Annotated in this window: 20 protein-coding genes and 1 pseudogene; 8 read left to right on the top strand and 13 right to left on the bottom strand. The window is 66.3% G+C overall.

Annotation, left to right across the window (positions count from 1 at the left end):
* A pseudogene (locus Q9R31_RS15510) lies at positions 1–191 on the top strand (L-asparagine permease); the annotation flags it as partial.
* 88 nt (positions 192–279) lie between these two features.
* Here Q9R31_RS15510 and ggt read toward each other — a convergent pair.
* Positions 280–2,124 (bottom strand): gamma-glutamyltransferase, encoded by a 1,845-nt coding sequence (ggt, locus tag Q9R31_RS15505; protein ID WP_311263599.1) that lies wholly within the window; start codon positions 2,122–2,124, stop codon positions 280–282.
* A 214-nt stretch (positions 2,125–2,338) separates the two neighbouring features.
* On the opposite strand from ggt, the gene Q9R31_RS15500 reads away from it, so the two are divergent.
* Positions 2,339–3,655 carry a GNAT family N-acetyltransferase gene (locus tag Q9R31_RS15500; RefSeq protein WP_311263598.1) on the top strand — a complete coding sequence of 439 codons (1,317 nt, stop codon included), beginning with the start codon at positions 2,339–2,341 and terminating at the stop codon, positions 3,653–3,655.
* Here the strand turns inward: Q9R31_RS15500 and Q9R31_RS15495 are convergent.
* Both Q9R31_RS15495 and gluQRS read right to left on the bottom strand, forming a co-directional pair.
* Entirely contained in the window at positions 3,652–4,266 is a 615-nt protein-coding gene (locus tag Q9R31_RS15495) for an HD domain-containing protein (protein ID WP_311263597.1), read from the bottom strand. The two genes, Q9R31_RS15500 and Q9R31_RS15495, sit on opposite strands and share 4 nt — an antisense overlap.
* 9 nt (positions 4,267–4,275) lie before the next feature.
* A complete protein-coding gene (gene gluQRS, locus Q9R31_RS15490) occupies positions 4,276–5,175 on the bottom strand; it encodes a tRNA glutamyl-Q(34) synthetase GluQRS (protein WP_311263596.1) in 900 nt (299 codons plus the stop codon).
* 318 nt (positions 5,176–5,493) lie between these two features.
* Between gluQRS and Q9R31_RS15485 the strand changes: the two genes are divergently transcribed.
* The gene (locus Q9R31_RS15485; protein WP_311263595.1) at positions 5,494–5,970 is read left to right on the top strand and encodes an Lrp/AsnC family transcriptional regulator; all 477 of its coding nucleotides are present in this window, start codon (positions 5,494–5,496) and stop codon (positions 5,968–5,970) included.
* Positions 5,971–5,977: 7 nt separating this feature from the next.
* Here the strand turns inward: Q9R31_RS15485 and Q9R31_RS15480 are convergent, their stop codons facing one another.
* Entirely contained in the window at positions 5,978–6,433 is a 456-nt protein-coding gene (locus Q9R31_RS15480) for an Lrp/AsnC family transcriptional regulator (RefSeq protein WP_397428258.1), read from the bottom strand.
* 107 nt (positions 6,434–6,540) lie between these two features.
* Between Q9R31_RS15480 and Q9R31_RS15475 the strand changes: the two genes are divergently transcribed.
* Positions 6,541–7,185, top strand: a complete 645-nt coding sequence (locus tag Q9R31_RS15475) for a LysE family translocator (protein WP_311263594.1) — start codon at positions 6,541–6,543, stop codon at positions 7,183–7,185.
* A gap of 13 nt (positions 7,186–7,198) precedes the next feature.
* On the opposite strand, the gene Q9R31_RS15470 is transcribed toward Q9R31_RS15475, so the two are convergent.
* Entirely contained in the window at positions 7,199–8,176 is a 978-nt protein-coding gene (locus tag Q9R31_RS15470) for a hypothetical protein (RefSeq protein WP_311263593.1), read from the bottom strand.
* 139 nt (positions 8,177–8,315) lie between these two features.
* On the opposite strand from Q9R31_RS15470, the gene Q9R31_RS15465 reads away from it, so the two are divergent.
* Complete coding sequence (locus tag Q9R31_RS15465; protein ID WP_311263592.1) at positions 8,316–8,546, top strand: hypothetical protein; 231 nt, start codon at positions 8,316–8,318, stop codon at positions 8,544–8,546.
* Between the two features lie 34 nt (positions 8,547–8,580).
* On the opposite strand, the gene Q9R31_RS15460 is transcribed toward Q9R31_RS15465, so the two are convergent.
* The 5 genes from Q9R31_RS15460 to Q9R31_RS15440 all read right to left on the bottom strand — a co-directional run bounded on the left by Q9R31_RS15460 (position 8,581) and on the right by Q9R31_RS15440 (position 13,116).
* Positions 8,581–8,961, bottom strand: a complete 381-nt coding sequence (locus Q9R31_RS15460) for a nuclear transport factor 2 family protein (RefSeq protein WP_311263591.1) — start codon at positions 8,959–8,961, stop codon at positions 8,581–8,583.
* A gap of 40 nt (positions 8,962–9,001) precedes the next feature.
* Positions 9,002–9,505, bottom strand: a complete 504-nt coding sequence (locus Q9R31_RS15455; protein ID WP_311263590.1) for a DUF456 domain-containing protein — start codon at positions 9,503–9,505, stop codon at positions 9,002–9,004.
* Positions 9,506–9,597: 92 nt separating this feature from the next.
* Complete coding sequence (locus Q9R31_RS15450; RefSeq protein WP_311263589.1) at positions 9,598–10,797, bottom strand: NADP-dependent malic enzyme; 1,200 nt, start codon at positions 10,795–10,797, stop codon at positions 9,598–9,600.
* Between the two features lie 285 nt (positions 10,798–11,082).
* Entirely contained in the window at positions 11,083–11,691 is a 609-nt protein-coding gene (locus Q9R31_RS15445) for a TetR/AcrR family transcriptional regulator (protein WP_311263588.1), read from the bottom strand.
* A gap of 138 nt (positions 11,692–11,829) precedes the next feature.
* Positions 11,830–13,116, bottom strand: coding sequence for an MFS transporter (locus tag Q9R31_RS15440; protein WP_311263587.1), 1,287 nt, complete (start codon positions 13,114–13,116; stop codon positions 11,830–11,832).
* Between the two features lie 137 nt (positions 13,117–13,253).
* Between Q9R31_RS15440 and rraA the strand changes: the two genes are divergently transcribed.
* The 3 genes from rraA (at position 13,254) to Q9R31_RS15425 (ending at position 17,155) form a co-directional block, all read left to right on the top strand.
* Positions 13,254–13,748, top strand: a complete 495-nt coding sequence (gene rraA, locus Q9R31_RS15435) for a ribonuclease E activity regulator RraA (RefSeq protein ID WP_311263586.1) — start codon at positions 13,254–13,256, stop codon at positions 13,746–13,748.
* Positions 13,749–13,845: 97 nt separating this feature from the next.
* Complete coding sequence (locus tag Q9R31_RS15430; RefSeq protein WP_311263585.1) at positions 13,846–15,510, top strand: MDR family MFS transporter; 1,665 nt, start codon at positions 13,846–13,848, stop codon at positions 15,508–15,510.
* Between the two features lie 202 nt (positions 15,511–15,712).
* Positions 15,713–17,155: a sugar porter family MFS transporter gene (locus Q9R31_RS15425; protein WP_311263584.1), complete on the top strand. Its 1,443-nt coding sequence runs from the start codon at positions 15,713–15,715 to the stop codon at positions 17,153–17,155.
* 112 nt (positions 17,156–17,267) lie between these two features.
* Here Q9R31_RS15425 and Q9R31_RS15420 read toward each other — a convergent pair whose 3' ends face one another.
* Genes Q9R31_RS15420 through Q9R31_RS15410 form a run of 3 tightly spaced genes read right to left on the bottom strand, consistent with a single transcriptional unit; the run spans position 17,268 to position 19,503 of the window.
* On the bottom strand, positions 17,268–18,494 hold the full coding sequence (locus tag Q9R31_RS15420) for an MFS transporter (protein ID WP_311263583.1): 1,227 nt from the start codon (positions 18,492–18,494) through the stop codon (positions 17,268–17,270).
* 33 nt (positions 18,495–18,527) lie between these two features.
* The gene (locus Q9R31_RS15415) at positions 18,528–18,968 is read right to left on the bottom strand and encodes a MarR family transcriptional regulator (RefSeq protein ID WP_311263582.1); all 441 of its coding nucleotides are present in this window, start codon (positions 18,966–18,968) and stop codon (positions 18,528–18,530) included.
* Between the two features lie 43 nt (positions 18,969–19,011).
* The gene (locus Q9R31_RS15410) at positions 19,012–19,503 is read right to left on the bottom strand and encodes a GNAT family N-acetyltransferase (RefSeq protein WP_311263606.1); all 492 of its coding nucleotides are present in this window, start codon (positions 19,501–19,503) and stop codon (positions 19,012–19,014) included.
* Positions 19,504–19,692 lie beyond the last annotated feature (189 nt).

Below are 19,692 nucleotides of genomic sequence, written 5' to 3'. Positions count from 1 at the left end.
TCGGCGTGCTCATCATGGTCTTCATCGACTCACCCCTGACCATGCTCGTCACCGCCATCGCCTCCATCCTCATGGTCATCGGCTGGTACGCCTGCCGCCAACGCATCCGCCACATCGCCGAAACCCGCGACGGCTACACCGGCACATCCCCCGTCATCGCCAACGCACCGGCTGAGACTTTCAAGAAGTAACTGCCTGCAACGTCCGACGGCGGCACCTGGGTTCTGGAATTCCTGAACCCAGGTGCCGCCGTCGGGGTTTAACGGCGGTTTTCTCCGGTCACTTTGCCGGCTTCACCACCATGGCCGATCCACCGCCGCGCCTGACCGGTTCCGCGGCCGCGAGGACCCGGCCGTCCTTCTGGAACTCGATCGCCGTGGCCGCGCCGATTTCGGAAGCGGACGAGAACGAGTCGCCCGATGAGGCAAGGACGTGGCCGAAGCGCGAGGTCAAAGCGGCGCCGTACTTGTCAATGAAGGCCGGCTCGGCCGTGACGCTGGCGGTATTCCGCTGCGAGGCACGCGGCGCGGCGATGGCATCCGGAATGCTCATGCCCAGGTCGATGCGGTTCACCAGGGTCTGCAGGACGGTGGTGATGATGGTGGAGCCACCCGGGGAACCCAGCGCCAGGAACGGCTTGTCGTCCTTCAGCAGGATCGTCGGGGACATGGACGAACGCGGGCGCTTGCCGGGCTCAATCCTGTTGGGGTCCGCAGCGTCAAAGACGGTGGAGAAGTCGGTGAGCTCGTTGTTGAGCAGGAATCCGCGGCCGGGAACAACGATGCCCGACCCGCCGGTCTGCTCGATGGTCAGCGTGTACTCCACCACGTTGCCCCACTTGTCCGAGACGGTCATATTGGTGGTGGAGATGTTTTCCGTGTCCTTCTCATCCGGGAGTGCGGCGGGGTCCACCGGGCAGGTGCCGTCGTATGACTTCACGTCACCGGCCGCAACCGGCTTCTTCGCCGCGTGGAGGGGATCAAGCTCGCAGGCGCGTTCCTTGCCGAAGATGGGATCCGTCAACGCCTTGGTCGGGACGTCCACGAAGGCCGGGTCCCCCACGTACTTGGCGCGATCCGCGAACGCCAGGGCGCTGGCCTCGAGGTAATGGTGCAGAACGGCCGGCTGGTCAGCCTTCAGGGACGCGAGGTTGAACACGTCCAGAATGTTGAGCGACTCGCCCACGGTGGTGCCGCCACTGCTGGAGGGCGCCATGCCGTAGACGTCGTACCCGCGGTAGTTCACGTGGGTGGGGTCCTGGTCCAAGGCCTTGTAGTTCTCCAGGTCCTTCTCAGTCATGGAACCTTTGGGGACCGGCAGCGTGGTGTCCTTTGACTTGGGCGGGTTCTGCACAGTCTTGGCGATCTCCTTCGCCAGCGGTCCGTCATAGAACGCGTCCATGCCCTTGTTTGCCAACAGCTGGTAAGTATCTGCGAGGTCGGGGTTCTTGAAGACTGACCCCACCTCCGGGAGCTTCCCGTCGTGCAGGTACAGGTCCTTGGTGGACGTGAAGGCTTCAAACCGGAGCTGGTTGTCCGCCGTCTGCTGGCGGAACGTCTCATCAACGACGAAGCCGTCTTCTGCAACGTCAATGGCCGGTTCCAGAGCGTCAGCGAGGCTGAGGGTGCCCCAGCGCTTCAGCGCCCGCTCCCAGGTAGCGGGAGTTCCCGGGACGCCAACGGAGACGCCGCTGGTCACCAGATCGGGCGTGAATTTGTAAGGCTCCTTCGTCTTCGGATCAATAAACGCATCGCTTTTGATTTTTGCCGGCGCCGTCTCGCGCCCGTCAATGGTGCTGACCCTCTTGCTCTTCGCGTCGTAGTAGACGAAATAGCCGCCGCCGCCAATGCCGGCGCTGTACGGCTCCGTGACTCCAAGGGTGGCTGCTGCCGCGACGGCGGCGTCCACCGCGTTTCCGCCCTTGCGGAGGACTTCAATGGCCGCCGCAGAGGCATCCGCGTCCACTGTGCTGACGGCGCCCCCGTAGCCTGTGGCGGTAGGCATCTTTTTGGTCTCATCGCTGGCCCCGGAGTGGGCAGAAGCAGGACTTACTAACGCTCCGGTGGTTACGCTCATTGCCAGCGCAGCCGTTACTGCGGCTAACCGGCGTCCCAGAATTTGCATGATGGCTCCTGAACGGGTTTTGAGTGATGTGAGTCACGCTACTCCTCGGGCAAGGGACCCTCAACGGAGCGAGTTACCCAACCGGGTACCCCAAAAGCGTCATGCAACCGGCCCGCAACGTCCGGCGGGGGGCGGATCGCATATGCTTCCTGTGCAGCTCAATCACCGCGGCGCGCGGCACGTGCGTTCAACGACGAACAGACCGGGAGACGGCATGACCAACTGGCGGATCAGGGATTTCCACTCGGCGGACCTGGACGGGATCCTGCATCTGTGGGAGACACTGAAGGCACACAACGTCGAACCCGTGTATGCCCTGTCCGAGGTCCTCGCGTCCTGTGAAAAGGACCATGCGGTGGTTGCCGTGCAGGGCGAGCAGGTGGTGGGTGCCGCAGTCGGACGGGCCGCGCACGACCAGGGCTGGATTGTTTTCCTTGCCACTTTCCCCGAGTACCGCGGCAGGGGCATCGGCACTTCGCTGCTGGCCGCCGTCGAAAACCGGATGGCACCGCACGGGCTGAACAAGCTCTCGGCCCTGATGCCTGAGTCCGAAACCCGGGTGGAGGCCTTCCTGGGCCGCGGCTTCGCGCTCAAGAAAAACCTGCGCTACTTCGAGCGGACCATTCCCGTGCAACGCCAGGAACTCGGCGCCCTGGGCCAGCTCGGCGGCCGGGTCCTGGCCCGCGACCTGTGGGAAAACGTAGCGGGCATGCGCAGGGAAAAGGAACTGCTTGAACGGCGCCTGGTGCTCCCGCTGGCCGAGGCGGACCTGGCCGATGAATTCGGCGTGGTGCCGCCGCGCGCCGTCGTCCTTTTCGGCCCGCCCGGCACAGGTAAGACCACCTTCGCCAAGGCCATCGCCTCCCGCCTGGAGTGGCCGTTCGTGGAGGTGTTCCCGTCCCGCCTGGCCGGCGACCCGCAGGGCCTGGCCGGTGCGCTCCGCGAGACCTTCCTGGAAATCGCGGAACTGGAGCATGCCGTGGTGTTCATCGACGAGGTGGAGGAGATTGCTTCCCAGCGGGCCGGCGATCCGCCGTCGCCGCTGCAGGGCGTGACCAACGAACTGCTGAAGATCATCCCCGCGTTCCGCGAACAGCCCGGCCGGCTCCTGGTCTGCGCCACCAACTTCATCCGCGCCCTGGACTCGGCTTTCCTGCGCCACGGACGGTTCGACTACGTCATCCCCATCGGACTGCCGGACCGGCAGGCCCGGGAGGCGATGTGGCAGCGGTTCATCCCCGCGGCCATGGTGGACGCCGTGGACGTGGAACTCCTGGTGGAACGTACCGAGGGCTTCTCCCCGGCGGACATCGAGTATGCGGCCCGCAGCGCCTCGCAGCGGGCGTTGGAAAAGGCAGTGTACGACGACGGCGGGCTGGCCTCCGGAGGCGAAGTTTCCGTCCGTACGGCGGTCAGGAAGGGGCCCTCCACCCAGGACTACCTCGACGCCATCGGTGATACCCGCACCACCGTGAGCGCCGAGGTGCAGGCGGACTTCCTGGAGGACATCGAGGCGCTGGGGCGGGTTTAGGCCTCGGGGCCGGTGTCGTAGCGGAGGTTCTCGTAGTCGGTGTCGTCGGCGTCGTCCAGCTGCGCGTCGAATTCCTCCAGCAGCCAGGGATTAACCCGCGCCAGGATCTTCCGGACCTCTTCCACCTCCACGGCGGCGTAGAGCACGGGCCGGGCATCCCGGTACTTCGTTACCGGGGGTTTGTCCGGCCACTTCTCCGCCAGCGCCTGCACCCGCTCCGGCAGCGAGTTGTGCGCATTGTCCGCGATCTTGACCAGGGCGGCGTCATGGTCCCCGGCAATCTCACGGATGCCGGATTGATAATCGTCCGGGTTGCTGTGCAGTCGGTTGGTGACACGCTCGATGATGTCCACGGAGCGCTCCGGGACACCCATGTCCAGCAGGGCCTGGCGTGTCATCGGCGTATCCTCGGCGATGTCGTGAAGATAGCCCGCAATCCTGATCTCGTCGTCGAAGTCCGCCAGGGCGTCTCCGACGGCAAGGACATGGTCCCGGTAGGGCCGCTTCAGCTTGTCCTTCTGCCGGTTGTGGGCCACCTCAGCCAGGACTTTGGCGGTCTCCACCGTAAACGTGGGCGTCCGGACCTGGTCCGTAATGTGCTCGTCTGACATCTCCCCAGCTTAGCCAGCGGACGGGCGGTCCATCCCCGTCCATACCCAAGGCATGCGGGGCAACCGTTCCGGGTCAAGGGCCGGCACGGCGTGCTCCAGCGGTCCGGCGGGCAATCCCAGGGACTCAAGCAGCAGGTTCCGCACCTCGTCTGCGGCAACCCCGGCTTGGGAGAGGTCCGCCAGAGTGACCGCTCCATCACGCTTAGCCAGCCTCACGCCGTCGCGGTTCACCACCATGGGTACGTGGACATATTCCGGTGCGGGAATATCCAAAAGCATGGCGAGGTAGGCCTGCCGGGGCGTGGAGGGAAGGAGGTCGTCGCCGCGGACCACCTGGTCTATGCCCTGCGCAGCATCATCTACGACGACGGCAAGGTTGTAGGCGGTCACACCGTCGTTCCTGCGAAGCACGAAATCGTCCACCGCCCCCGTGAACGTGCCATGGAGGACGTCCTGCACTGTGTACTCCTGCACGTCCGCCCGCAGCCGGATCGCGGCTGGCCGGGTGGAGCGTTTGTATTCCAGTTCCGCCCGATCCAGGTTGCGGCATGTGCCGGGATAGGCTCCCTGCGGAGCATGCGGGGCGGACGGTGCCTCCTGGATTTCCCGGCGCGTGCAGAAGCACTCGTAGGTCAGACCGGCCTTTTCAAGCCGGGCAATCGCCTCAGCGTAGAGGGTCCCGCGGTCCGTCTGCCGGACCACGTCGCCGTCCCAGGTGACGCCCACCGCCGCCAGATCCCGCAGCTGCACCGCCTCCGCTCCTGCACGGGCGCGGTCCAGGTCCTCCACCCGCAGCAGGAACCGGCGTCCGGTGGAGCGGGCGAAAAGCCAGGCAAGGATTGCGGTCCGGAGGTTCCCTACATGCAGCTCACCGGATGGGCTGGGGGCAAAGCGGCCGGCGGAAGTCATGGACCAACCCTAGACGGAAGCACACAAGAGCCCCTCAGCTACCGATGACTCCGCCGAATGCGGGCGTCGGTAGCTCAGGGGCTCTTGCCGTGTTTGCAGAATGAGCGTGGTGTGAACAAGCGTCAATCAGCGGCGGCCTCCTTGCGGGAAGCGGTGTCCAGTTGCCGGGTGGTGTGCCGGGGAATCTGTAGCCTGCGCGGACCAGCGGTAGCTTTTGTCCTTGTTGCCACTATTCCAGCAGAGACCATACAGTTGGGACAACAGGCGGAACTTCAGTTGATCAGTCTGATCAAACCTTGGAGTTCCCAGCGACAGGAAATGATCAGATTGCAGGAACTGGACGCAACGGACCGGCGGATCCTGAACGCCCTGGACGAGGATCCGCGCGTCCCCATCATGGTGCTGGCACAGCGGCTGGGCCTTGCCCGCGGAACGGTGCAAAGCCGGCTGGAGCGGATGACGGCGTCCGGCGCCCTCCGGCCCAACAGCAGCCGGGTGCTTCCGGCAGCACTTGGACGGGGCGTGGCCGCTGCGGTCAGTGCGGAGTTGGACCAGAGCCACCTCAACGAGGCTATCGCTGCCCTGCGCAAGATCCCCGAAGTCCTGGAATGCCATGCGCCGGCCGGCGATACCGACCTGCTGATCCGGGTAGTGGCCACCAGCCCGGACGATCTCTACCGGGTATCGGAGGAGATCCGCCTCTGCCCCGGCATCGTCCGCACGTCCACCAGCATGTTCCTCCGCGAGGTCATCCCGTACCGGACCACGGGTCTCCTGAAGGACCACACAGAGTAGCCGGCAACTACACGGGCGGGCCCGCATTGGATTTGAGGTTCTTCATGACCAGCGTGGACGTCAGCCGCTCAACACCGGGCAGGGACGTCAGTTCCGTGTCGTAGAAGCGCTGGTAGGCCGGCAGGTCCTCGGCGATGACCTTCAACAGGTAGTCCGGCGAACCAAACAGCCGCTGGGCCTCCACAATGTTCGGATTGTCCGCCACCCGGTTCTCGAAAATCTCCATGGTGGGCCGGTCAACTTGGCGGAGCGTGACGAAGACGATCGCCTCGAACCCCAGGCCCACGGCCGCCGGGTCAACGTCTGCCTTGTACCCGCGGATCACCCCGGACTGCTCCAGGTCGCGCAACCGCCGGTGGCACGGCGCCACGGTCAGGCCCACCTTCGACGCGAGTGCGGTGGCCGTCATGCGGCCGTCTTCCTGAAGGTGCCGCAATATATTCCTGTCGATTTGATCCAACACGCAATAAACATACTGCCTCTACCGCGGGGCGGGCGAAAACAGGACAGCACTTTTGGCCGAATTCTCCCTATGGTTGCTCGTGAGAGCCCGTCGACAGGAGAAACCCGATGAATCCGCAGCTGTTCCTGGCATTCCTGGTGGTGGCCGCAGCCCTGGCCTGCACACCGGGTGTGGACTGGGCGTACACCATCGCGGCGGGCCTTCGGCAGCGCAGTTTTGTCCCGGCGGTTGCCGGGCTCTGCGGCGGCTATGTCCTCCACACAGTCCTGCTGGTGGCCGGGTTGGCCGCAGTGCTGGCAGGCATGCCCGGCGTCCTGGGTTGGATTACCCTGGCCGGCGCGGGCTACCTGCTGTGGCTCGGGGTGGGAACCCTTAGGTCCTGGCGCGGCGCCAGCTTCAGCGCGGATGCAGCCGGTGCCGGCGGGACACAGCTGCGAACCTTCCTGCAGGGGATGGGCACCAGCGGGATCAATCCCAAGGGCCTGCTCTTCTACGTGGCCCTCATTCCCCAGTTCGTCAGCTCCGAGGCCTCCCTGCCTGTGCCGGTGCAGTCCGGGCTGCTGGGCATGACGTTCGTGGCGCTGGCAGGCCTGGTCTACACCGTGGTGGCCCTGCTCTCGCGCACACTGCTGCAGAGCAGGCCCGGCGCCGCGCGGGCAGTAACACTTGCCAGTGGCATCATCATGGTGGGTTTGGGAGGCGTGCTGCTCGGCGAACAGCTGCTGCCCTTCCTGGCCAGCCGCTTCCAGTAGCTGGCGGGGCTTCCTAGTCTCCGCTGAGTTCCTTCCAGTCCTGCTCCCAGATCCGCCGCATTTCTTCGTCCTTCCGGATGGGTGCCGGGGCCTCGAGCTCGCGCTGTGGTTCCGGGTCCTCGCGCCGGCGTCCCCAGTCGCGGGGATTCAGCGATCGCCGGCCTGATTCCAGCACGAGCAGCGCGCGGTCCGTCAGGGCGTCGTTCCGGAGCACAAGGTGTGTCCTGCGGCGGCGCAGGACTTCGGCGATCGCCTGGTGCGCGGCGTCCAGCCGGCCTTCCCGCCGCAGGGCACGGGCGCGGACCAGCAGCAGGGCCGCGGAGAGATCGTCCGCGTTCAGCAGCCCCTCCGTCCAGTCAATGACGGTGCGGCTCCGGCCGAGCGTGAGGGCGAGGGAGCAGCGGGCCAGGGCCATGGGGAGCGACGGCGGCAGCCCGGTCAGTGCATCGAGCGCGGCTTCGGTGCGGCCGGTCTCGCGCAGTGAATGGGACAGGGCGAGAAACACGGATTCTTCGCTGAACAGCACGGGGATCTCCACCCGCTCGGCCAGTTCGATCCGCGTGACGATCCGGGTGAGGTAGGTCGACGAGTAGCGGTTGGCCTCGTCATCATTCCGGGTGGTGAGGCCGCGTTGAAGGAGCTCGGAAGCACGCAGGTAGCCGCCGTGTTTGTACACCAGGAGCCCGGCCATGAGGTAGCAGAGGCCGGCCCATCCGGGATAGGCGCGGGCCAGGGTGATCAGGCGCTCGGGTTCGCGGCTGGTGAAGACGGCTTCGTGGACCACCTTGGCGGGCTTGGGCAGCAGCCGCTTGAGCCGCGGCACCTCGCCGTCGATGGACAGCAGGGCGGGGTTGCGGCCGCCCAGCACGCCAGTCAGCAGGCCGCCCACTCCCCCGGCGAGGTCGTGGACCGGGGTACGCAGCTGCGCCTGCCCGAAGGGGGTGAGGTCACGGCTGTCCCAGTAGATCGGTGCGGTGTCCCCGGCGCTCATCACTCCATGCTAACCGGGAGGCGTTCACGGCTCGACGCCCCCATCCGGCCGGCGATCGCGCCTGGACCTTGTCCCCCGCATCATTTTCAGGAAAGGTTGTAAGCCCCCTTAGTAGATGAACCGCGGCAAGGAGAATGCCATGCAGATCGACAAAAACCAGATCCTCGAACTCCTCCGGACCCAGGGAGACCAGGCCAAAGCCTCGCAGGCGGAATCGGAACTGCCGGACCAGGTGGACACCGAACAGCACGCTGGCCTGCTGTCCAAGCTCGGCATCGATCCGGCCGAACTGCTTTCCAGGCTTCCCGGCGGGCTCGGGGACAAACTTCCGGGCGGGCTGGGCGACAAGCTCGGCGGGCTCGGGCTCTAAGCACGGGCCGGGCCGTACGCGGCCGGGCCGGGAGTCAGTCAGGTTTCCTCGCCATGAACCATTCGGTGAAGGAGCTGGCGCGGCCTAACTCGTCGAACCTGATGACCCACAGGTTGTCGTACGTGGGCCGGCCACCCGAGTAGGTGGTAACGCCCTGGACGAAGGCGGTGTCGCCGTCGCATCCCAGCAGTTCCCAGGTGAACGTCCAGTCGGCCGGCTCGTCGCGTGCCGCGAGCCAGCCCTGGACGATCCCGTCCTGGCCCCGCCAGGGTTCCGGATCGTGGGGACGCGTCTCATAGAGCGCGTCTGTGGTGAAAAGCGCGCGGATGTCCTCGGAGCCGTTGCTGGTCCAGGCTGCCTGGTATTTGTCCATCCACGAGTGGACGAGGTCGCGGGCTGAAACCGGCTGGGTCATGATTTGGTTGTACCCGCGGAACAGGCGGCGCGCAACCGGTTCAGCCGTTGGCGGCGGCTATCCACACACCGATCACCCAGGTACTGGCGGCAAGGCAGGCCAGCCCGAATTCCGCAAGCATGCCCAGCCCCGTGGCCTTCAGGGCAGCCCAGCTGGACCTCGCCGCCGTCGAAAAGTTCCGTGTCCGGAGGAACTCGCTGGCCAGCAGCCCGGCCGCGAAGCCAACGAAGAGGCCCACCACCGGGATGATGAACATCCCCGCCACGCCCGCAACGAGGGCCACCACGATGCTGCGGCTGGGAATGGCATGCTGCTTGAGCTTCCTGCCCGTGAGGACGGCGCCCGCCGTCATTCCCGCGGCGACAAAGACCATGGCCACCGCGAAGACCACCCACCCCGCCGTCCCGGCGCCACCCCAGATGGCCCAGGCCAGCAGGCTTATGCCGATGAGGACGCTGCCGGGCAGGACGGGAATGATAGTGCCGGCCACCCCCACCAGGATTGCAAGGCCGCACAGGATGGTCACCACGGTCTCGGAACTCATGGATCCCAGTCTAGGGGCCGGTCCTTAACGCCCGACGGCGGCACCTCCTTTGGGAAAGGAGGCACCGCCGTCGTGGTTTCTGCAGAAGGGGCCTACTCCGCTTCCACCGCGGCGGCGACGGCCGCGGTGACTGCGGGTGCCACGCGCGGGTCCAGCGGGCTGGGGACGATGTAGTCGGCCGAGAGGTCCTCGGCGGCGAGCCCGGCGATGGCGCGCGCTGCTGCGAGCTTCATTGCCGGCGTGATGCGGCGTGCGCCGGCATCGAGGGCACCGCGGAAAATGCCCGGGAACGCCAGCACGTTGTTGATCTGGTTGGGGAAGTCGCTGCGGCCGGTGGCCACCACGGCAGCGTACTTGACGGCCACCTCGGGCAGGACTTCGGGGTCCGGGTTGGACAGCGCGAAGACGATGGCGTCCTGGTTCATCGAGGCCAGGTGCGCCTCGTCAAGCTTGGAGGAGGAGACACCGATGAAGACGTCGGCCCCGGCGAGAGCCTCGGCAGGGCCGCCTTCCACGCCACGCGGGTTGCTGCGCCCGGCAATGTCTGCCTTCTTGCTGGCCGGGTCCGCGGCGAGGTCCTTGCGGCCGGCGTTGATGACTCCACGGGAGTCGAGCAGGACGACGTCGGTGATCCCGGCGGCCAGCAGGATTTCGGCGACGGCGATCCCCGCCGCGCCGGCGCCGGACACCACCACCTTCAGGCCTTCGAGGCCCCGGCCGGTCACCTTGGCAGCGTTCGTCAGCGCCGCAAGGGCCACGACGGCGGTGCCGTGCTGGTCGTCGTGCATGACCGGGCAGTCCAGGGCTTCGATCAGCTTCTCTTCGAGCTCAAAGCAGCGCGGCGCAGAGATGTCCTCGAGGTTCACGGCGCCGAAGCTGGGGCGCAGGCGGACCAGGGTTTCCACGATCTCTTCCACGTCGGTGGTGTTGAGGACCAGCGGGATCGAGTCAAGGTCCCCGAAGGTCTTGAAGAGGGCGGACTTGCCTTCCATCACGGGAAGCGAGGCGCTGGCTCCGATGTTGCCCAGGCCCAGGACGGCAGTGCCGTCACTGACGACGACCACCAGGCGCTCGGCCCAGGTCAGGGTGCGGGCCAGTTCGGGCTTTGCGTGGATGGCCCGGCTGACCTCGGCCACTCCGGGGGTGTACGCGATGGACAGGTCGCGCTTGTTGGACAGCGGAACGGTGCTGGTAACGGAGAGCTTGCCGCCCTGGTGGGCGCCGAAGATTTCGTCTTCCGTCAGGGCCGTGGCTGCTGAACTGTCGGTGGCTGTAAATGCGTCAATGGACACGTCGTTGTCTCCTGGTGCTCGCCGTGGGCGCACGGCACATGGGGCTGGAGCCCGGCGGGGCCCAAGCAGGGAAAGTAGTGCGGCAGGAAACCCAGGGGTGGCGGGTCCGTGGGAACGCCGGGGATGTTTCCGCCCTGCCGCTCCTGCCCCCATGGTAGGCAGCCCGGGAAGGGCCTGATTGTCCTCCTTGACACGTTCCGGCGCTGACAAAACGTTTAGTCAACGCTAACAGTGATCCAGATCACGGTATTACAGCTGATTTATTGGGCTTTTGGTCTAGACCAGTTACGCGGACTTGGCCACTGTGAAGCCAGTCTCCGTCTCCTGGGACAGCCTTCCGCAGGCCTTTTTCAGGTCCTCCTCGGCTTCGAAGAGGGACAACCGCCGGTTCCGCACGGACTGGACCAGACCAGTGACGGCCATGAGGAGGACCCGCGCCCCAACAGCGTCGCCGCAGGCACCGGCGACCAGCTTCTCGCTCAGGGCATCGATTTCGCGGAGGAGCTCCGTGGTGTCCTTTTCCGGGCGGTAAACACCCCTGCTGAGGCATTGCTCCACTGCAGGCTGCATGACGCGCATGTGGAAGATCTCCATCAGCAGGCCTGAGAGCGCGCGGCCCCGGAAGCGCGGGGATGACCCCCGGGTTCCGGCCTGCAGCTCATCCAACTGCTGGCGGTACAGCGCCAGCATCAGGTGGGTGGGGGACGGAAAGTACCGGTAAAGGGTCCCCAGCGGCACGTCAGCTTTTTCTGCAACCTGGGAGAGTTCCACGGCATCAAGTCCCGTGCGCGCGAACCCGGCGGCGGTGTCCAGGATCCGCGTGTAGCGGAGGCGCTGGCGCGGAGCGGAAGGCCTTGCGGCCATGGGCGGATGGTCTGAAAAAGTCTCGGGCATCAGCATTCCGGGGTTGTGTTTTAGGGACTGCGGCCAGGAGCGCCCCCACTTCCGTACCGCCCTGCAGCCCGGTTCAACTATACGGCACAGGCATGTGCCCTAATTAGTCAGCGGCCTTAGTTTCGGGCACCGGCCCGGTCAGTCAACGCCCTTGATTTTCACCACGAAAACGGCGCCCAGCAGGCCAATGGCAGCAGCAGCAAGGAACAGTGTCCGGTAGCCGCCCCAGGAGGTCACTGCCAGCAGCGCCAGGGCCGGAGCGGCCACCTGCGGCAGCGAGTTGGCCACGTTGATAACCCCCATGTCCTTGCCCCGGCTGGCGGCGAACGGCAGGACCTGCGTCAGCAGCGCGTAGTCCACCGCGACGTAGGCCCCGAAGCCGACGCCCAGTACGGCAGCGCCGGCCAGGGCCCCGGGCCAGACCGGGAAGAAGGCCATTATCAGGCCGGCCATGGCAATAATGGCGGAAGACCCGATCACGAACGGCTTCCTACGTCCCACCCTGTCGCTCCAGGGGCCCGCCACCACGGCGGTAATCATCACCATCAGCGCGTAAATGCCGGTGAGGACCAGCACGCCCGCGGCGGGATCTCCATGGTGGATGATGTCGCGCAGGAAAAAGAACAGGTAGACGATGGTGAGCTGGTTGCCCACATTCACCAGGAAGCGGGTGAGCCCGGCCCAGGCGAAATCCGGGTACAGCCTTGGACTGATCCAAAACCCCCGGAGGAAGGAAACCAGCCGGAACGGGGGCAGGACGCTGTCGCGCAGCACAGGGTCGTCGCGGTGCATTAGATATGGGAGTACGGACAGCAGCAGCGCGGCAGCGCACAGCCAGTAGCCCACCATGAAGTTGCCGGACACCACGGCGCCAAATACGGCGCCTGTAAGGATACCCAGCGTCTGGCCCATGGCGGCGAGCCCGCCTACCTTGCCGCGCTGGAGCACCGGTACCCGGTCCGGAACCGCGGCCGTGATGGCTGCGTAGGCCGCGTTCGCCCCGAGCTGGACGACGCACCAGAAGGCCACCAGCAGCGCAACCGTGGTGGCGCCGGACATCGCCAGAAGCGCGATGGCAGCGAGTACGGCGCCCGTCAGCACCCAGGGCGAGCGGCGGCCGAAACGCGACGTGGTGCGGTCCGAGAGTGCCCCGGACAGCGGATTCGCCACCAGTGAGACAGCCGCGCCGCAGGCTGTAGCGAGGGAAAGGACGGCTTCTTTGCTGGGCTCGTCGATACTGATGGCCTGCTGGCTTATGAAGATATTGATGGGGCCAAAAAAGGCGCAGTTGATCCCCACGTTGACCAGGACGAGTCCGGTGACCCAGCGGGCGGTGACCTTCTGCGCCGGCTCGGCGAGCGCCGCCGTCGCGTTTTCGCCTGCGGAGGTGCCATCCGGCTGTGCCGGCGTTTTGAACGGACTCATTGGCGTGCTCCCCCTGGTGCGGCCGGCTGGCTATGGAATCAGACTATCGTGGGCGGTACCGGGCCGTCTTGCACACGGCGGCCAGCCTGCGCGCCAGGTTGCCGGGCCACCAATCGCTGAGTATCAAGGAGAACCAGATGAGCGCACCCACCCCGACCGAAGGCGTCGCTATCAACACCGCGGACCTCTACGACGAACGCGGTGAGGAGCTGGCCTCCGTCTCCCTGCAGTTCCAGTCCCTGGGCGGCCGCTTCCATTTCAGCGGTCCCATACGGACCATCCGCTGCTATCAGGACAACGCCCTGGTGAAGTCCACGCTCGGTTCACCGGGGAACGGAGCTGTGCTGGTGGTGGACGGCGGCGGGTCGCTGGGCACGGCCCTGATGGGGGACATGATCGCCGAAAGCGCCGTGGCCAACGGCTGGGCCGGCGTCGTCATTAACGGCGCGATCCGCGACAGGCTGGCCATCGCGGACCTGGACCTCGGCGTCAAGGCCCTGGGCAGCAACCCGAAGAAAAGCCAAAAGGCGGGTGCAGGCGAGGTTGACGTGGACGTGGTGATCGACGGCGTGACCTTCCGTCCCGGAGCCACCGTCTGGTGCGATCCGGACGGCATCCTCGTGGAGCCGTAGCGGGAAAATGCGCAGGGCGGGGAATAGAAAGACCGAGTAAGATAGTTACTGAAAGCAACTATCGCTGCTTATATCCTTCCTTTCCCTTGGAGCACCCATGTCCAAAGCCACTGCCGCGCCCCGCGCCGGAGAAGTCCTGACGCAACGCCAGATCGTCACAGTAATGGTGGGTCTGATGCTGGGCATGTTCCTGGCATCCCTTGACCAGACCATCGTCTCCACCTCCATCTACACCATCGCCAACGACCTGGACGGGCTCTCCCTGCAGGCGTGGGCCACCACGGCATACCTGATCACCTCCACGGTCAGCACCCCGCTGTACGGAAAGTTGAGCGACATCTTCGGACGCCGCCCCCTGTACCTGACCGCGATCGCCGTCTTCCTGGTGGGCTCGCTGTACGCCGGCTCGGTCCACTCGATGACCGAACTCGCTGTTGCCCGCGGCATCCAGGGCCTGGGCGCCGGCGGCCTGCTGGCCCTGGCGCTGACCATCATCGGCGACATCGTCTCGCTCAAGGACCGTGCCAAGTTCCAGGGCTACTTCATGTCCGTGTTCGGCATCTCCTCGGTCCTGGGCCCGGTGGTGGGCGGTGCGTTCGCCGGTTCCGCGAACATCCTGGGCTTCGATGGCTGGCGCTGGGTCTTCTTCATCAACATCCCCATTGGCCTGGCCGCACTGACGGTAGTGTTCCTGTTCCTGCACCTGCCCGCGAAGCACCTGAAGCAAAAGATCGACTACTGGGGCGCCGCCGCCATCACCGTGGCCATCGTTCCGCTCCTCCTCGTGGCTGAACAGGGCCGGACCTGGGGCTGGAGCTCCGTGAACTCCTTCCTCTGCTACGGCCTGGGCGTGGTGGGCATTGCCTGGTTCCTGCTCGCGGAAAAGCGTGCCGGCGACTACGCCCTGATCCCCCTGCGGCTCTTCCACAACGTCACGTTCGGGCTGTCCTCGCTGCTGAACTTCATTATCGGCATCGGCATGTTCGGCGCCATCGCCATGCTCCCGATGTACCTACAGCTGGTCAAGGGACTCACCCCCACTGAAGCCGGCCTGATGATGATCACCTTCACCGTGGGCATCCTGTTCGGCTCCATCACGGCAGGCCGCACCATCTCGGCCTCCGGCACGTTCCGCATCTTCCCCATCATGGGCACCGGCATCCTCACCGCGGCCGCCCTGGTGATGGGCTTCTCGCTGGCAGTGGACACCGAACTCTGGGTTCCCGGCCTGATCGCGGTGTTCTTCGGCGTCGGCCTGGGCTTCTGCATGCAGCCGCTCACCCTGGCCATGCAGACGTCGGTGCCGCCGCGGGACATGGGCGTGGGAACCTCCTCCGCAGCCTTCTTCCGCTCCATGGGCGGCGCCGTGGGCACCGCCGTCTTCATCTCCATGCTCTTCAGCCTGGCTGCCGGCCGGATCGCCGACGGCATGAAGACCGCCGCCACCGACCCCGCCTACCTCGCCGTCCTCAAGGACCCCGCCGTCGCGTCGGACCCTGCCAACGCCAAGCTGTATGAATTCTTCAAGAACGGCGCCTCCAACGACTCCCTGAATGACACCAGTTGGCTGCACACCGCCAACAGCACCCTTACCCGGCCCATCACCGAGGGCTTCGCCACGTCCATCGACACCGTGATGCTCACGGCGGCAGCGCTCACCGGCCTCGCGTTCCTCATCAGCTTCGCCCTTCCCCGGAAGAAGCTGACCGACCAGAAGGCATCCCCGCAGGACAAGGACAGCATGGAGATTCCGGCGCACTGACCCGGACACTGCACTGGTGGGACGACGACGGCGGCACGGCCCGCCGTCGTCGTCCTGCGTTGGAGGGGGCATAAGGCGCCAAGTGGAACCTCGGGCGGTGACGTGCCACACTGTTTAGCGCGTGTGCGCCGGCCCCTCTGGCCGGTACCGCAGCCGACGACGTCCGCACCGCATCCATAACCCCCCAAACCCAGGGAGAACCATGCCCACTGCACAGGAGCAGACCACAACCGGCATACCGCGGCGGGTGATCTGGCTGGCGCTCGCGGGGGCGGTGGGCGGATTCCTCTTCGGCTTCGACTCATCGGTGGTCAACGGCGCCGTCGACGCCATGAAGGGAGAGTTTGCGCTCTCCGAGGCCGTCACGGGCTTCGCCGTGGCCATCGCCCTGCTGGGCTGCGCTGCCGGCGCCTTCCTGGCCGGCAAGGTTGCAGACCGCTACGGCCGCATTCCGGCCATGAAGCTGGGCGCCCTGCTGTTCCTGGTCAGCGCCGTGGGCACAGGTTTCGCGTTCGGCGTGTGGGACCTGGTGTTCTGGCGCCTGGTGGGCGGGCTGGGCATTGGGCTGGCCTCGGTCATCGCCCCCGCCTACATCTCCGAGATTTCGCCGCGAAAGGTCCGCGGCCGCCTGGCGTCGTTGCAGCAGCTGGCCATCACCACGGGTATCTTTGCCGCGCTGCTGTCCGACGCACTCCTGGCCACCAGTGCCGGCGGTGCGGACCAGGCCTTCTGGCTGGGCATCGAATCATGGCGCTGGATGTTCCTGGCGGCCGCCGTCCCCGCGGTCGTGTACGGCTGGGTTGCCTTCACCCTGCCCGAGTCCCCGCGGTTCCTGGTGTTCCAGGGCAAGGAAGACCAGGCCAGGGAAGTCTTTGAATCCATCGCGCCCTCCGAAGATGCCGACCGCCATATCCGGGACATCCGGGAAGCCATCGAGGAAGACAAACTGGCCGGGCAAAAGGGGTCCCTCCGCGGCAGGACGTTTGGCCTCCAGGCTGTGGTCTGGGTGGGCATCACGCTGTCGGTGCTGCAGCAGTTCGTGGGCATCAACGTGATCTTCTACTACTCCACCACGCTGTGGAAGGCCGTGGGGTTCCAGGAGAAGGACTCCCTGGCCATCTCGGTGGCAACCTCCATCACGAACATCCTGGTCACCCTCGTGGCCATCGCCCTGGTGGACCGGGTAGGCCGCCGGCCCATCCTGCTGGCCGGATCGGTGGGCATGGCCGTGTCACTCGGCGCCATGGCCCTGGCGTTCTCCTCGGCAACTGGCAGCGGCGAGGACATCAGCCTGCCGGGCGAGTGGGGCCCCGTGGCCCTGGTGGCCGCCAACATCTTCGTGGTCAGCTTCGGCGCGTCCTGGGGACCGCTGGTGTGGGTCCTGCTGGGCGAGATCTTCCCGTCCAGGATCCGTGCCAGGGCTCTGGGGCTGGCCGCCGCGGCGCAGTGGGTGGCCAACTTCGCGATCACCCTCAGCTTCCCGGTCATGGCTGCGGCATCGCTCCCGCTGACCTATGCCATGTACGCCCTGTTCGCGGCGGCATCCTTCTTCTTCGTCATGTTCAAGGTGCCCGAGACCAACGGCATGTCCCTGGAGCAGGCAGAGACGCTCTTCGTGCCCAAGGGTTCCAAGAAGGCCTCGTAACGCCGCATCCCTTTTGGCGGCCTTCCCCGGAACGCCCCATCAGTTTTCGCAGGAAAACAGCAAACCCTCCATCACATGGCGTGATGGAGGGTTTGCTGTTTGGTTCGGGGACCTACACGACGTGCGGCTCGTGCGAGGACAGGTAAGCGCGGCCGCCAAACGCGACGAGGATGGCGATGACCATGGCCAGGGCCCCTGCGAAGAACGGAACCTGCGGGCCAAAGTGCTCACCGAGCTGCGCCGCCGCAAACGGGGCAAGGGCACCGCCCATCCAGCGGACGAAGTTGTAGCCGGAGGAAGCCACCGGCCGGGGCGAATCCGAGACGCCCATGGCCAGTTCCGTGTAGATGGTGTTGTTGATGCCCAGCAGCGCACCGGCAACAATGACCAGGACGACGACGGCCGGCACCGAGTGCCCCGCCGCCAGTCCCAGCCCGGCCAGGTCCAGCATGAGGACGAACAGCGTGCCGGTCAGTACCTTGACGGCGCCGAAACGGCGCTGCAGGACCGGCGCGACGAAGACGGAGAAGACGGCCACGGCCACACCCCAGCCAAAGAAGACACCGCCGATGCCGTACGCGTCCATGCCCAGGACGAACGGGGTGAAAGCCAGGATGGTGAAGAAGCCGTAGTTGTAGAACAAGCCGCTTGCCGCCGTCGTCCGCAATCCCTTGTGGCCCAGGGCCAGCAGGGGGTCGCGCAACCGCACCTTGCGTTCGGGCAGCGGAGTCCGGGGCAGGAGGGCGATCAGGGCGATGAAGGCGGCGGCCATCAGGACGGCGGTGCCGAAGAACGGGGCGCGCCACTGCCAGCCGCCCAGGAGGGCGCCAAGGAGCGGGCCGAGGGAGATGCCCAGGCCCAGTGCGGCCTCGTAGAGGATGATGGCGGTGCCGGCGCCGCCGCTGGCTACGCCGACGATCACGGCAAGGGCGGTGGCGACGAACAGGGCATTGCCCAGTCCCCAGCCGGCGCGGAAGCCCACCAGCTCACCGACGCTGGCGGACAGGCCGGACAGCGAGGAGAAGACGACGATGACGGCCAGGCCGATCAGCAGGGTCTTCTTGCCGCCGATCCGGGAGGAGACATACCCCGTGATCAGCATGGCCAGCGCAGTGACCAGGAAGTAGCTGGTGAAGAGCAGGGACACCTCGCTGGGGCTGGCGTCCAGGTTGGTGGCGATGGCCGGGAGGATGGGGTCCACCAGCCCGATGCCCATGAAGGCGAACACTGCGGCGAGGGCGGTGGCCCATACCGCCTTTGGCTGCTTGAGGAATGAGGCCTTTTCAGCCTTCAAAGTTGCTTCTGGTGCCTGCAGGGTTTCTGCGAGCTGGCCGTCCATGGAGGGTGCTCCTAAGTGAGTGGCTGGTTCGGGTTAGTTCTGGAGGGAGTCGTTGATTTTGTCGATGACCGGCAGGGCCTCCGCCAGGGCTTTGCGGTCCTGGTCGGTGAGCGTGCTGAGGATGCCCGCCATCACCTGGTTGCGCCGCCGGTTTGCGGAGTCGACGGCGGCACGGCCTTCGGAGGTCAGGATCACCCTGACGGCACGGGAGTCAGCCGGGTCCGGCTCGCGACGGGCCAGCCCGGCGCGTTCCAGCTTGATGATCTGCTCGGTGGCACTGGGCACGCGGACGCCGAGGTTCCGGGCGATCTCGCCGACGCGCTGGCCTTCGCCGAGCAGCATCTTGAGCGTGCTGAGCTGGGCGGCGCTGAGTTCGCCGTCGGCGTCGAGGCGGCGGACCAGGTACACGCTGTGCCGCAGGGCTTCGCGGAAGTCGCTGGCCAGTTTCTGCAGCTGGGCATCGTTGGTATTCATCGTTAGGTAGCCTAACATTTAGGGTGCCTAACCGTCAAGGACGTTAGAGTGCCAGCTTCATGCCGATGTGGCTGGCCTCGAAGCCCAGTTGCCTGTAGAACCTGTGCGCGGCGGAGCGGCTTTTGTGGGTGGTCAGCTGCATCAGCCCGCAGCCGCGGCGCCGGGACTCCTGGATGGCCCACTCCACCATCAGCTTGCCGAGGCCCTGGCCGCGAAGGGCAGCTGCCACCCGGACGCCCTCAAGCTGCGAGCGCCATGCTCCCTGCCGGGAGATGCCGGGAAGGAAACTCAGCTGGAAGGTGGCAACCACAGGCCCGGACTCATCCCCGTGCGGCACCAGCTCGCCCACTATCAACAGGTGGGCCGGGTCGGCGTCGATCGCGTCAAAGCCGCGCTCATACGGCGCCATGTCCTCCGCTGCCTCGCGTCCCGCGCCAAGGGCGTCGTCAGCGAGGAGGCGCACCATGGCGGGAAGATCGGAGCGGGTGGCTTGGCGGAGACGGAACGTCCCGCCGTCGAGGTCGGCAGTGAGCAAAGCGGGGACGGCAGCCGGGTTCTGGTTCACCCGCCCAGCTTGGCACAGGATCTGCGCGGGGGTCCCGGAAAACGCGCCAAAGGCGAGCGGGCGTTGGGGGAAGACGCGCCAAAGGTGAGCGGGCGTTGCAGGGGGTACGCAAAAAGGACGACGCCGGCACCCCGCCACCGGAATGGAAGTGGTGGGTGC

This window comes from Pseudarthrobacter sp. BRE9, from assembly GCF_031844305.1.
Taxonomy (GTDB): domain Bacteria; phylum Actinomycetota; class Actinomycetes; order Actinomycetales; family Micrococcaceae; genus Arthrobacter.
This window is presented reverse-complemented; position numbering and strand designations above follow the sequence as displayed.

Coding starts and splice junctions, on each gene's coding strand:
- ggt (WP_311263599.1), bottom strand. CDS start 2,124: ATGCAAATTCTGGGACGCCGGTTAGCCGCAGTAACGGCTGCGCTGGCA.
- Q9R31_RS15500 (WP_311263598.1), top strand. CDS start 2,339: ATGACCAACTGGCGGATCAGGGATTTCCACTCGGCGGACCTGGACGGG.
- Q9R31_RS15495 (WP_311263597.1), bottom strand. CDS start 4,266: ATGTCAGACGAGCACATTACGGACCAGGTCCGGACGCCCACGTTTACG.
- gluQRS (WP_311263596.1), bottom strand. CDS start 5,175: ATGACTTCCGCCGGCCGCTTTGCCCCCAGCCCATCCGGTGAGCTGCAT.
- Q9R31_RS15485 (WP_311263595.1), top strand. CDS start 5,494: ATGATCAGATTGCAGGAACTGGACGCAACGGACCGGCGGATCCTGAAC.
- Q9R31_RS15475 (WP_311263594.1), top strand. CDS start 6,541: ATGAATCCGCAGCTGTTCCTGGCATTCCTGGTGGTGGCCGCAGCCCTG.
- Q9R31_RS15470 (WP_311263593.1), bottom strand. CDS start 8,176: ATGAGCGCCGGGGACACCGCACCGATCTACTGGGACAGCCGTGACCTC.
- Q9R31_RS15465 (WP_311263592.1), top strand. CDS start 8,316: ATGCAGATCGACAAAAACCAGATCCTCGAACTCCTCCGGACCCAGGGA.
- Q9R31_RS15460 (WP_311263591.1), bottom strand. CDS start 8,961: ATGACCCAGCCGGTTTCAGCCCGCGACCTCGTCCACTCGTGGATGGAC.
- Q9R31_RS15455 (WP_311263590.1), bottom strand. CDS start 9,505: ATGAGTTCCGAGACCGTGGTGACCATCCTGTGCGGCCTTGCAATCCTG.
- Q9R31_RS15445 (WP_311263588.1), bottom strand. CDS start 11,691: ATGCCCGAGACTTTTTCAGACCATCCGCCCATGGCCGCAAGGCCTTCC.
- Q9R31_RS15440 (WP_311263587.1), bottom strand. CDS start 13,116: ATGAGTCCGTTCAAAACGCCGGCACAGCCGGATGGCACCTCCGCAGGC.
- rraA (WP_311263586.1), top strand. CDS start 13,254: ATGAGCGCACCCACCCCGACCGAAGGCGTCGCTATCAACACCGCGGAC.
- Q9R31_RS15430 (WP_311263585.1), top strand. CDS start 13,846: ATGTCCAAAGCCACTGCCGCGCCCCGCGCCGGAGAAGTCCTGACGCAA.
- Q9R31_RS15425 (WP_311263584.1), top strand. CDS start 15,713: ATGCCCACTGCACAGGAGCAGACCACAACCGGCATACCGCGGCGGGTG.
- Q9R31_RS15420 (WP_311263583.1), bottom strand. CDS start 18,494: ATGGACGGCCAGCTCGCAGAAACCCTGCAGGCACCAGAAGCAACTTTG.
- Q9R31_RS15415 (WP_311263582.1), bottom strand. CDS start 18,968: ATGAATACCAACGATGCCCAGCTGCAGAAACTGGCCAGCGACTTCCGC.